At 29.9% G+C, this 13,324-nt stretch carries 11 protein-coding genes; 1 reads left to right on the top strand and 10 read right to left on the bottom strand.

Annotated features, from left to right (window positions below; translation table 11 throughout):
- Positions 1 to 158: 158 nt before the first annotated feature.
- The 3 genes from ald to JX287_RS04540 all read right to left on the bottom strand — a co-directional run bounded on the left by ald (position 159) and on the right by JX287_RS04540 (position 3,500).
- Complete coding sequence (gene ald, locus JX287_RS04550) at positions 159 to 1,274, bottom strand: alanine dehydrogenase (protein WP_204642780.1); 1,116 nt, start codon at positions 1,272 to 1,274, stop codon at positions 159 to 161.
- Between the two features lie 686 nt (positions 1,275 to 1,960).
- Complete coding sequence (rpsD, locus tag JX287_RS04545) at positions 1,961 to 2,563, bottom strand: 30S ribosomal protein S4 (RefSeq protein ID WP_048803338.1); 603 nt, start codon at positions 2,561 to 2,563, stop codon at positions 1,961 to 1,963.
- Positions 2,564 to 2,834: 271 nt separating this feature from the next.
- Positions 2,835 to 3,500 carry a gamma-glutamyl-gamma-aminobutyrate hydrolase family protein gene (locus JX287_RS04540; protein ID WP_204642777.1) on the bottom strand — a complete coding sequence of 222 codons (666 nt, stop codon included), beginning with the start codon at positions 3,498 to 3,500 and terminating at the stop codon, positions 2,835 to 2,837.
- Between the two features lie 368 nt (positions 3,501 to 3,868).
- Here JX287_RS04540 and JX287_RS04535 point away from each other — a divergent pair, with 368 nt between their 5' ends.
- Positions 3,869 to 4,489, top strand: a complete 621-nt coding sequence (locus JX287_RS04535; protein WP_204642775.1) for a hypothetical protein — start codon at positions 3,869 to 3,871, stop codon at positions 4,487 to 4,489.
- A 157-nt stretch (positions 4,490 to 4,646) separates the two neighbouring features.
- On the opposite strand, the gene rpsI is transcribed toward JX287_RS04535, so the two are convergent.
- The 7 genes from rpsI to acpS all read right to left on the bottom strand — a co-directional run bounded on the left by rpsI (position 4,647) and on the right by acpS (position 13,205).
- Positions 4,647 to 5,039 carry a 30S ribosomal protein S9 gene (rpsI, locus tag JX287_RS04530; protein WP_003145894.1) on the bottom strand — a complete coding sequence of 131 codons (393 nt, stop codon included), beginning with the start codon at positions 5,037 to 5,039 and terminating at the stop codon, positions 4,647 to 4,649.
- Between the two features lie 19 nt (positions 5,040 to 5,058).
- Entirely contained in the window at positions 5,059 to 5,496 is a 438-nt protein-coding gene (gene rplM, locus JX287_RS04525) for a 50S ribosomal protein L13 (RefSeq protein WP_003144827.1), read from the bottom strand.
- 253 nt (positions 5,497 to 5,749) lie between these two features.
- Positions 5,750 to 7,213 (bottom strand): glutamate--tRNA ligase, encoded by a 1,464-nt coding sequence (gene gltX / locus JX287_RS04520; protein WP_204642772.1) that lies wholly within the window; start codon positions 7,211 to 7,213, stop codon positions 5,750 to 5,752.
- Positions 7,214 to 7,660: 447 nt separating this feature from the next.
- Entirely contained in the window at positions 7,661 to 9,538 is a 1,878-nt protein-coding gene (locus JX287_RS04515) for an acyltransferase family protein (RefSeq protein WP_204642768.1), read from the bottom strand.
- A gap of 11 nt (positions 9,539 to 9,549) precedes the next feature.
- Positions 9,550 to 11,718: a Tex family protein gene (locus tag JX287_RS04510; protein WP_204642765.1), complete on the bottom strand. Its 2,169-nt coding sequence runs from the start codon at positions 11,716 to 11,718 to the stop codon at positions 9,550 to 9,552.
- Between the two features lies 1 nt (position 11,719).
- Positions 11,720 to 12,847, bottom strand: coding sequence for an alanine racemase (gene alr / locus JX287_RS04505; protein ID WP_204642762.1), 1,128 nt, complete (start codon positions 12,845 to 12,847; stop codon positions 11,720 to 11,722).
- 4 nt (positions 12,848 to 12,851) lie between these two features.
- The gene (acpS, locus tag JX287_RS04500) at positions 12,852 to 13,205 is read right to left on the bottom strand and encodes a holo-ACP synthase (protein ID WP_204642759.1); all 354 of its coding nucleotides are present in this window, start codon (positions 13,203 to 13,205) and stop codon (positions 12,852 to 12,854) included.
- Between the last annotated feature and the right edge of the window lie 119 nt (positions 13,206 to 13,324).

Raw genomic sequence — 13,324 nt, 5'->3', positions numbered from 1 at the left:
GAAAAAATCAAATAATAAATAACCTAATAAAATAATATATTTTTTCTTATATTAAATTTTCCTACCATCTAATAAAAGGAAGTGGATAACATATTATAAATATACATACCACTTCCTCTACAATATAACTATTCTATATTTTATTTTTAAATATTATATTACAAAGCTTGCTCTACTGGAGTATATTCATATCCTAAATCATCTGCAACTGCTTTGAATGTTACTTTTCCGTTAGCTACGTTAACACCTGGTACTAATTCAGGGAATTTAGCCACTGCTTCTTTAACTCCTAATTTAGCTATTAGTTTTACATATTTAGCTGTAGCATTACATAATGCATATGTTGCCGTTTCAGCTACTGCACCTGGAATATTAGCAACTGAATAGTGCAATACACCTTCTTCTACAAATATTGGTTTATCATGACTTGTAGGACGACCTTCTGTAAACTCTGTTGTTCCACCTTGGTCAATAGCAACGTCTACGATAACACCACCATCTGGCATATCTTTAATCATTTCTTTAGTAACAAGTTTTGGTGCTTTAGCTCCTGGAATTAATACTGTACTTACTACTAAGTCAGCAGTTTTAATTGCATTTGCAATATTTAATTTATTAGAGTAAACTGTTTCTACTTTACCACCGAAAATATGTGATAATTCAGTTAAACGATCTAAGTTAACATCTAACATTGTAACACGAGCTCCTAATCCTGAAGCTGCTGTAGCTGCTGCAGTTCCTGCTACCCCTGCACCAATAACTACAACATGCCCTGGTTGAACCCCTGGTACACCTTGTAATAATTTACCTTTACCTCCCTGTACTTTTGATAAGAATCTTGTTCCCTCTTGGACAGCCATTCTTCCTGCAATTTCACTCATAGGTCTTAATAAAGGTAATGTACGACCTACTTTTACTGTTTCAAAAGCAATACCTATAGTGCCTGATTCCACCATTGCTTTAGTTAATTCTGGATCTGCTGCTAAATGTAAGTATGTATAAATAATTAAACCTTTTCTAAAATATTTATATTCTGATGGGATTGGTTCTTTAACTTTATAAATCAAATCAGATTTATTCCATACATCTTCTGCTTTATCTAATAAAACAGCACCCACTTTTTCATACTCAGCATCTGAAATACCTGAAGCTAAACCTGCTCCTTTTTCTACATACACAGTGTGTCCATCTAGCACTAATTCATGTACTACTCCCGGAATTGCAGACACTCTACTTTCATTATTTTTAATTTCTGTTGGTACTCCGATAATCATTTCCCTTACCTCCTTATTTTTTCTCTGTACTTGTATTATAGCATAGATGCCCACAAAATGAAAGCGTTTTTTTATGAAAGTAATAGTGAAAATATTTTCTCTATTTAAATATAGGAAATAAAGAAAGAAACCCTATTAAATGAGTATTATTAATTTTAAATTAATACTATTTTTATGAAAATAAGTATCAATTATTTTAAGAAAAGAAATTTGAAAAACAGCTGTTGTATTTTTACAACAAAACTGTTTCATAACTATACTTCAATTATTTTTAGCGTTCTATTTTAAGATATCTACAAAATTATTTACAAAATTATTCGCTAATAGTATATAATTTTATTAAAAGATAAAAATTTTATACAAAATTAATTTATTTAATTTATTTTCTAAATTTATACTATTTTAATGAAAATTATAGATAATCGATAATACAATATTTTTTGATGTAATATAACTAAACTATTATGTTTTTGTTGATAATTTGAAATTAAAAAATACAATTTCAGTTCTTCCTGCTACTAATTTTCTTCAATTTATGATGAAATAATCCAAGTGACAAGAGGTACTCTCTTGATTCTAATATTTTAAAATTATTTTATAGCTAAAAACAAACTAGTTTTGACTTTTTATTTTGCACATAAATAAAAACAAGCCCCTTAAACGCTAGTTTAAAGGGCTTTGTCTTATTAACGGCTGTAGTACTCAACGATAAGTTGTTCGTTGATTTCTGGGTGTAATTCACTTCTTTCTGGAAGTCTTACTAATGATCCTTCTAATTTATCAGCATCAAAAGTTAAGTATTCAGGTACGAAGTTAGTGATTTCAACAGCTTCTTTAATGATATCAAGGTTTCTAGATTTTTCTCTTACTGAAACTACTTGACCTGGTTTAACAGCGTAAGAAGCGATATCTACTTTTTTACCATCTACAAGAACGTGACCGTGGTTAACTAATTGTCTAGCTTGACGGTTAGTTCTAGCTAATCCTAAGCTGTATACTACAGAATCTAAACGTGTAGCAAGTAATGCCATAAAGTTAGCACCGTGAAGACCTTGTAATTTACCAGCTTTATCGAATAATTTACGGAATTGTTTTTCGTTCATTCCGTGTAGGTAACGAAGTTTTTGTTTTTCTTGTAATTGTAAACCATACTCAGATAGTTTTTTTCTTAAGTTAGGACCGTGTTGTCCTGGTGCGTAAGGGCGTTTAGCTAACTCCTTACCAGTACCGCTTAGTGAAATTCCTAAACGACGAGATTTTTTCCAAGTTGAACCTGTAAAACGAGCCATTATGTGCTCCTCCTTATATCTTTTTGTTTTTATTTTTGTGAAAACAAAAAGCACGATTATCGTTGTTGTATATGTTATAAAACTGGAACTTCGCCTAGCAGCATAGGCTACGAGTTGCCACATTAAATAATGTATAACATAGAGGCAATAACAATTAATCCACTGCTATTATTTTACACAAAGACTAGTTTACCATTATTTTACTTAATAGTCAACTATTTTGATGTTATAATCTTCATTTTTATTAATTTTATATTCGCAACTTTATAAATTATTTGTTACACAAACTAAGAAACTTCTTAAAAGTATCAACTTCAAAGTCCACTTCAGGATGCCATTGTACTCCTATTAAATTTCCTTTTTCTATAGCTTCTATTGTACCGTCTTCTGAAACTGCTGTAACTTTAAAGCCTTCTGCAACTTTATTTATCGCTTGATGATGAATTGAATTTACTTCTGCTTTATTTCCATATAAACTATGAACAAATGAATTTTCTTCTATATCAATAGTATGACGAACTAATTTTTCTTTACTAGTATGCTCATCTATATGTTGTTTTAATGAACCACCATGATAAATATTTAAACTTTGTAATCCACTACAAATCCCTAAAATAGGTTTATTATTTTTCTCGAAAAGTTCTATAAGTTTAAAGTCTAATTCATCCTCATAAGAATCTTCAGGATACTCTAATCCTTCTAAAGGTTCTTCTCCATAAAATCTAGGATTAATATCCCGATCTCTTCCAGCAATTATAAGGCCACTACACATGGCTACAATTTCCTCAATTCCGTTTTGTGAACAAACCGGGAATAATATAAATCCAGCTTCTTCTGCTACTTCTGAAAAATAACCATTAATGTATAGACGTCTCTTCGTTATACCAGCATCTGATTGATAATCGACACTTCGTGTTGAAATTGCAATTATTTTCATATGCAATGACCTCCTTTTTAAATTTATGTTTCTTATTATATAAATATTCGATAAAATTGTCAAGATTCGCTTACCTAAGTCTTTTTCTAAAAACTTTAATATTATTAATAAGTTTAAATATTAATTACAATAAAAGTATTTAACTAATTTTATGATACATGTTTTTATATAATTATCTATCATAATATTAATATTTAAATTTCCACTTTAATAATTTGATTATTATACTCTAACTTTTAAATTTACGATTATTTCCTTATATTAAAATCATATTGCTAATATAAGCTTAAACTTTGTTCATACTATTGTAAATATATGGAAAGATAGGTATAATAGTAATGTGTTAATTATGAAGGAGGAATAATTGAATGAATTATTTATTGACTGTAAAGTATCCCAAACAGGAAGTTATAGAAGATGGTAAAGAGTCTGTTACTAATGTTAGAGAAAATCTAGAAGATGTAACAGTAGAAGAATTATTAGAAAAATATCAGGAATTTCAACGTGTAGGATATGATGTCAAAGTTAATTTTGTTGTTTCAGATGTATATGATGAATTCGATGTATTTAAAATGGCTGAAATTTTAGATCTTAATGCAATTGATTATAGTGCTAAACTAAAATTTATCAATCGCTCTAACAAAGGCTCTCACGATTATATTAGTAGTCTAGCTAAACTTTTCGATAGATACACATTTGATTATGATATATCAATAAAACTTAAGATTAATGAGAAATCTGAAATTGACTTTAAAAACGAAGATACATGGTTTGGAGAAACACCAGTATATCAAATCAACCCAAAAATAAATGTTAAAGATGCTAAACTATTTAAAAACTTATATGATGAATTAAATGAAATAGCTCAAGTTATTGCAGAAATTAAACCTAAGAAAATCGAAGAAAAAATATTATTATTATCTTTAGATAATTATCCAGCAGGAACTGAAGTTATTTTCACACTAAAAGATTCTGAAATTTATGAATAAAATGTGTTAAATTAGAAAACTGAGATTACTACTAAATTATAGGTAACTCAGTTTTTTATGTTACTAACTATTTTCTGAGTTAATAACATAATACTAAGAAAAAAGACAACAGAGAAAGTTCTCTGTTGCCTTGACGTACTTTGGTATAAGACCAATATTAACGTTTTGAGAATTGAGGAGCACGTCTCGCACCACGAAGACCGTATTTTTTACGTTCTTTCATACGAGGGTCACGAGTTAGTAATCCTGCTGGTTTTAAGTCTTTACGGTATTCTGGGTTTACTTCTAGTAAAGCACGTGCAATTCCGTGACGGATTGCTTGAGCTTGTCCTGTGTATCCTCCACCGTTAACGTTAACTAAAACGTCATAGTTACCTGTAGTAGATGTAACTTCTAAAGGTTGCATTAAGTCTAATACTAATGATTCTAATGGTAAGTATTCACGCATTTCTCTGTTGTTGATAACAACTTTCCCTGTTCCAGGTACTAATCTTACACGTGCTACTGAGCTTTTACGGCGTCCTGTACCGCGATATTCTACTTGTGCCATTTAATTATTTCCTCCTATATTATCCACGTAATTCGTATTTTTCTGGTTTTTGTGCTGCGTGTGGGTGTTCAGCTCCACGGTAAACGTGAAGTTTCATTCCTTGAGCTCTACCTAAAGTATTTTTTGGTAACATACCTTTGATAGATAGTTCTAAAAGTTCTTCTGGATATTTTTCTACCATTAATCCAGCAGTTCTTTCTTTTAACCCACCTGGGTGCATTGTGTGACGACGGTAAATTTTATCAGTTAATTTTTTACCAGTTAACACAATTTTCTCAGCGTTGATAATGATTACATTATCCCCAGTATCGATGTGTGGTGTATAAGTAGGTTTGTGTTTCCCTCTTAAAATTGAAGCTACCTCTGATGATAAGCGACCTAAAGTTTGTCCTTCAGCATCGATTACATACCATTTTTTTTCTACAGTTGATGGCTTTGCCATATATGTTTGACGCATGTCTTTTTTCCTCCTAGATGTTGTTTTTAATCTGTCATAACGACTAAGTTTTCCGGGGCTTACTCGTGAAGATATATAAACAATATCATAAGTAATAATACCTTATTTACTGATAAATGTCAAGATATTTTCTTTACATTTATTTATATTTCTTCTCTTATTTTTCCCAGCTGGAAAATTAAAATTAAGGGCTAATCTAAAATTAGATATTCTCAATTTATTTCACCCTTAATTTATAAAAATTTAAAACTTTTTATTTAATTGTTTCTAATGCAGCTTTTACTCTAGATGCTACTCTTTCTTTACCTAGTAATTCTAAGCTTGTGTTTAATTCTGGACCGTGCATTGATCCTGTAGAAGCTATACGAATTGGCATGAATAAGTTTTTACCTTTTACTCCAGTATCTTTTTGAATAGCTTTGATTAAAACTTTGATGTTATCAGCAGTAAATTCTTCTACTTCTTCAACTTTTGTTAAGAAATCTTCGAATACTGTTGCTGTTGTTTCTTGTTTTAGAATTTCTAACTCTTCTTCATCAAATTTTACTTCTTCTACGAAGAATTGTTTTGTTAATTCTACGATTTCAGCACCATAACTCATTTGTGGTTGGTATAAAGAAATTAATTTTTCAAACCAAGCTTTATTTGCTTCAACTTCTTCAGAAGTTGCAACACCTTCTTTTACGAAGAATGGTAATGATAAGTCTACGATTCTTTCTAACGGTTGTGCTTTAATATATTGGTTATTAATCCAAGTTAGTTTGTTATTATCGAAGAACGCCGGTGATTTACTTAAACGTTTTTCATCGAAAATTTCAACAAATTCTTCTTTAGTGAAAATTTCTTGTTCACCTTCTGGAGACCATCCTAATAATGTAATGAAGTTAAATAATGCTTCTGGAAGGTATCCTAATTCATCATATTGTTCGATGAATTGAATGATTGTTTCATCACGTTTAGATAATTTTTTCTTGTTTTCATTTACGATTAGGGTCATGTGACCAAATCTTGGTGGTTCAAATCCTAATGCTTCATATACAACAAGTTGTTTTGGTGTATTTGAAACGTGATCATCTCCACGTAGAACGTGAGAAATTTGCATTAAATGATCATCGATTGCCACCGCAAAGTTATATGTAGCTACTCCATCATTTTTAATAATTACGAAATCACCGAAGTCATGTCCTTCAAATGATAATTCACCTTTAACCATATCATCGAATTTATATGTTCTGTCTTGTAGAACACGAATACGGATAGATGGTTTTCTACCTTCTTTTTCAAATGCTTCTTGTTCTTCTTTAGTAAGATGAGCATGTTTTCCACTATAGCGTGGTGGTAATCCATTAGCAATTTGCTCTTCTCTTTCCGCTTCTAATTCTTCAGCAGTCATGTAACATTTGTATGCTTTATCTTCAGCAATAAGTTGATCTGCGTATTTTTGATAGATATCGATTCTTTCTGATTGACGGTAAGGACCGAATTCTTTTTCTTTTCCAATACCTTCATCATAGTCAAGACCTAGCCAATCCATATATTTAAGTTGGCTTCTTTCACCTTCTTCTTTATTACGTTTGAAGTCAGTATCTTCAATTCTTAGTACGAAGTCTCCACCGTAATGTTTTGCAAAAAGGTAATTAAATAATGCTGTTCTTGCATTTCCGATATGTAAATTTCCTGTTGGAGATGGTGCATATCTTACTCTTACTTTTGTCATAGTTATCTCCTTTTTTTTACTATTAAATAAATTTATAATACTAAATCATTATATCACAAACTATATTCATATTTCAATGAAAGTTCAACAATTCACCAAGAAAAGCCTTATCAATTGTTATCTTTATGTTTCAATCACAAAAATTATTTAAATTTATGATATTCAAAAATTCATGAGAAACTAAACTTAATTCTAATTAAATAAGACTTCTTCGTTTTTATATTGTTATTATTTTTTAATACAAAAAAACTAAGCAGTCTTTTAAAACTACTTAGTTTTTCATTTAAATTTAAAGAGCTGGTCCAAAAGCCCTAAATTTTAACAAAGTGTATATGAGAACTCATAGCCGCAGTGGTTTATTGATATCTAAATTCACTTTATAAAAGCTTTTTAGATATCTAATAAACTGTGCGGGGATGACACGACAAAATCTTGTTTCTTAAGAAATCACGATTTTTGAGTCATTCCCTCTTTAATTTCTACTGGTCGTTTAAGATTTTTCACTATTAAATCAACCATTCTTTCAGCACCTACTGGTTTTAAATGCACCTTATCTGGTTCGAATAAAGTAGTATTACCATTTGCTACAGAATACCAATCGATTATAGTTACATTAGAGTATTTTTCTTTTGCTTTTGTTAACTCTGAATTTACAGTTTTTTCCCAAGCTCTTGGTACTTTAACATTAACGAAGTAAATATCAGCTTTATCAAAAATCTTCACTAATTCATCAAGTTGGCTTTCAGTAAATGGTCCATTAGTTCCTAGTTGGAATATTATCGCTGAATTCTCATTGTTATATTGAGCGTAATTTTTAGCTTCATCCACTGCCATATATAATTGTCGACCAATTTTACCATCGATAACAGCTCCTGGATACAACTCTTTAAATTTCTCTCCGATATCAACTGTCAGAGAATCTCCCATAACAACTACAGAACTATATTTCTTGTCTGAATTATTTTTATCATCTTTATTTTCTTTGTTATCTTTATTCTCGTCAGTAGATTTATTTTGATTATTATCACTTTTATTATTTTGATTATTTACAAATTGAGTTTCTTTATTGTTTTCCATTTCTTTTACAAATGCTGTTGAAAGGAATGGAACACCTTTTCCAAATATCCCCATCACAAATAGTAATGATACTACACCTATAATACTAGCGTATACTTTTCTTGTTTTTTTAGGACGTTTTACTATTTTTTTATAAACCAAGTTAACGTAGTTTATAAATCCTAGTTTTCGAATTGGTGTCTCAACAAATACGTAACTTATAATAGCTACAACAAATGTAAGTATAATTCGTAATATTACATATAAAATATTAGGATTACCAATTTCTGACACTGGTGTAGTTAAAACTAAAATTGGAAAATGCCATAAGTATAAACTATAAGAAATTTTACCAATAAATACAATTGGTTTAAATGATAATAGTCTCGACATTATTGTATGTTGTTTCCCACTACTTATAATAATTACTAGACCTAAAATAGCTACAAGTAAGAATCCTCCACGGTATAGCCAGGTATTATACTCTGAAGTATAAATCATAATAGTTATTAAGATAGCAATCGAAATTAATGATACTAAACTATAGCGCATATTTTCTTTAGGTGTTACTTTTGTATTAAGTTTATCCATAGGATATAAAATCGCACCTACTACTCCTACAAGTAATGAAAATGCTCTTGTATCAGTTCCAAAATAAATTCGACTAATATTATTAATATCAAATAGTAATATGTGAGTTAATAATGAAGCGAATATTATTCCAATTACAACATATAAAAAATTCTTATTTAATTTATATGTTCCATCTTTGGCTTTCTTTTTCCCATTAAATATTAAAAATAACAATGGGAAAACCATGTAAAATTGTTCTTCAATAGCTAATGACCATAAATGTTTAAATGGACTTTGCGAACCAAAACTATCAAAGTAATCTAATTTATGGAATATATACCACCAGTTACTTGAATATATGTAACCAAATAAGGCATCAAGATGACTTTTACGTAGTAATACATCATTGAATAGCACCATCACTATCAATCCTACAGTTATCATAAAATAAACTGCTGGTAATAAACGTCTAGCTCTTCTTAAATAAAAATTATATAAATTAAGAGAGCCTGTCTTTTTATATTCTTTAATAATCAATGAACTAATTAAATAACCTGATAAAACAAAGAATAAATCAACACCTAAGAAACCACCTGGTAGGTAATTTACATCGACGTGATAAATAATAACGGCTAATACCGCCAATGCCCTCAAGCTATCTATACTTGGAAGGTATTTTGATTTGTTATTACTCATTTCTACCTCCTTTAATCTTTGAACATTGCTAGTGCGACACGACCTCGTTCTTTGTCTACATCAATAACATACACATCAACGATTTGTCCTACACTAAGAACGTCTAATGGGTTTTTAATATAATTTTTACTGATTTTTGAAATATGAACCATTGCATCTTGCTTAAGACCTATATCTATAAAAGCTCCAAACTGTGTAATATTTCTAACAGTTCCAGCTAATTTCACACCAATTTTCAGGTCATCTATTGTCAGAATATCTGATTTTAACAATGGTTTAGCAAATGATTCACGTTCATCACGTAATGGCTGTTTTAAATCTTTAATTATATCTTCAAGTGTTTCTATTCCCACACCGATTTTTTCTGCAAGTTCTTTCTTATCTACAGCTTCCACAGTAGTTGCAAACTCTTCAGTTCCAACTTCCTTAGTAGATAATTTCAATTCTTTTAATAAGTTTTCTGCCGCCTTATAACTCTCAGGGTGAATACCTGTAGCATCAAAAATATTTTTACTATCTGGTATTCTAAAGAATCCTACACATTGCTCATATGTTTTCTTACCTAATCTTGGTACTTTAGCAATTTCTTTAATAGTTTCTATTTTTCCATTTTCTTGACGATAAGCCACAATATTTTTAGCTATTTGCTTATTAACACCTGAAACATATGATAATAAAGATACTGAGGCTGTATTAACATTTACCCCTACTTTATTTACCGCTGTTTCAACTACGAAAGTTAGTTCTTTTTCTAAAAATTTAGGTGTTATATCATGTTGATATTGTCCAACACCGATTGACTTAGGATCAATTTTTACTAGTTCACTTAGCGGATCTTGAATACGACGTGCAATTGATACTGCACTTCTCTCTTCTACGTTAAAATCAGGAAATTCTTCACGAGCTACTTCACTCGCTGAGTAAACACTTGCTCCCGCTTCATTTACAATAACATAGTCAATTTTTAATCCCGCTTCTTTTAAATTATCTACAACAAATTTTTCAGTTTCACGAGATGCTGTCCCATTACCGATAGCAATCAGATTAATATTATGTTTATTAATAAATTTAATTAAATCTTTTTTAGACTTTTCTTGTTTATCTGCTGATGCTGGTTTATGAGGATAGATTACCATTTTATCTATAAAATTACCATATTCATCAACAATTGCCATCTTACAACCTGTTCTAAACGCTGGGTCTATTCCTAAAACTTTTTTATTTTTTAGTGGACTTTGCATTAATAGTTGTTTTAAGTTTTCTGAGAAAATAACAACAGAGTCTTCCTCAGCTTTTTTCGTTAAGTCACTTCGAATTTCTCTTTCGATAGATGGATAGATTAAACGTTTCATACTATCAGCAATACATTCTAATAGTAATTCATTTATTACTGTTTGACGATTTTTTGTTAATCCTCTAAGAATATAATTATGTAATCTATCTTTATCATTTTCTATACTTACTCGAATTATTCCTTCTTTTTCTGCTCTATTTAAAGCAAGAATTCTATGTGAAGCTATTTTTGATATTTGTTCACCAAATTCATAGTAGTTTTTGTATGTAGAATTTTCGTCTTTCTCTTCTCCACCTTTTTTAAGCACTGAAGTAATTTGACCGAATTTTCTAGTGTTTTCAAGTACATACTCACGATATTTTGCACTATCAGAAATATTTTCTGCAATAATATCTAGTGCATAGTTAATTGCTTCTTCAGTGGTATTAACCTCTTTTTCAGCATTTATATACTTAGTAGCTTCTTTATTCAAATCTTCTAAAGATTTTGGAAGTTTCAGAATATAGTTAGCTAGTTTCTCTAATCCTTTTTCTTTAGCTATCGTTGCTTTTGTACGTTTTTTCTCTTTAAACGGTCGATACAAATCTTCTACCCTTTGTAGTTTTTCTTGAGCTAAAATATCTTTTTTCAACTCATCAGTAAGTAGACCTTTTTCTGAAATTAATCTAATTACTTCTTCTTTTCTTTCTTCAAGAGATTTTAAATAATTAAATTCATCTTGTATTTGTTTTATAGCAACTTCGTCTAATGAATTTGTTAATTCTTTTCTATACCTAGCGATAAAAGCAATTGTATTTCCCTCTTCTAATAGATTTAATACATTTACTATATACTTATCTTGTATCTTTAGCTTAGTTGCCAAATTTTTTGTAATTTTCTCGTACATTCTATAACTCCATCTTATTTTTATAATAAACTCTTGGAACACGTTTATTTATACAACAAAATATTTCATAACTTATTGTATTTTGATATTCTGCAAAAGCATCTACTGAAACTTTTTGTCCGTTATATTCTCCAAAGAATAGTACGTCGTCTCCCACTTTTACATTTTCACTACAACGAACCATAAGTTGATCCATACATACACGTCCAACAATTTCACACTCTTCAGATCCGACTTTAATTTTAAACCCTTGAGTTCTCCTTAGTAAACCATCAGCATATCCTATTGGTACTGTCGCGATATATTCATCTTGTTTAGCTTCATAACTAATACCATACCCAAGCTTTTGTCCTGCCTGAAATTTTTTCACATGTGTTACTTTGCTAACTAAACTAGCTACAGGTTCTAGTTGCACCTTATCTAATTTCTCAATATTTCCACTTGGATAACATCCATACATAGCAATACCAATTCTTTTAAGATTATACTGATCATCTCTATTGCTATACTTAACTGTACCAGCCGAATTTTCTATATGAATGTATTTTGGTTTATGTGTGAAAACTTTAAGACTTCTTTCGAAGTTTTCTGTCTGATAATTATCATAATTATCATCCTCTCCATCAGCATTTGAGTAATGCGAGAAAATTCCTTCAAAATCAGTTTTTTCCGAATCTAATAAGTTGTCAATTTCTTTTAGTTCTTCTAAATCAGAAGTTCCAATTCTTCCCATTCCCGTGTCTAGCTTAACATGTATTTTTAATTTTCCTTCAATTTTTTGCAAGTGTACTAAAGATTCTTCTAACCACTCTTTAGAAGGACAAGTTAAAGAGACATTATTTTCTACTGCATATTTAACATTTTGGGGATTTATAACTCCTAATACAAGGACCATGCTATCTTTAATAACATCTTTAAGTTCTAAAGCTTCTTCTAATGTTGCTGTTGCGAAATGTCTGACTCCATTTTGATATAAATGATCTGCGATTACTTTCGAACCCAATCCATAGGAATCAGCTTTAACAATAGCTAATCCAATTTTTTCATTATTAAGACCATTTAACTTATTATAATTATTAAGCAATGCATCTAAATTTACTCTTAATTGTGTTGGTCTATCATTAATCATTAATCTAATCCCCTTTCTCTAAAACAACAAACGCCACTACTGTTGTATCAGTATGGCTTATAGTCAGATGTGTCCTAAAGTCGCCATATTCTATATATGGTTTCCCATGCTCATCTTTTTTCACCTCAACATCATGAAAAGAAAACTCCTTAGAAATTCCAACTCCAAGTGCTTTAGAGGCTGCTTCTTTTACCGCAAAGCGTCCCGCAAGGAATTCCATTTTTCTTCTTTTATTTGTTATTTTATAAAATTCATTTAATTCATTTTCTGTATATAATTTTTCAAGTCGTTTTTTATCATCAACATATTTTTCGAAGCGATGAATATCGACGATATCACAACCTATTCCGTAAATCATTTTTTACCTCTTCATTATATAGTCTTACAATATTATAACACTAATATGGATATTATGAAAGCTATATTAACTTGTTATTTAGCTTTGTTATTTACTTAACTGTGGGTGAAACAAGAATC

The sequence above is a fragment of the Gemella haemolysans genome (assembly GCF_901873445.1).
Taxonomy (GTDB): Bacteria; Bacillota; Bacilli; order Staphylococcales; family Gemellaceae; genus Gemella; species Gemella haemolysans_C.
This window is presented reverse-complemented; position numbering and strand designations above follow the sequence as displayed.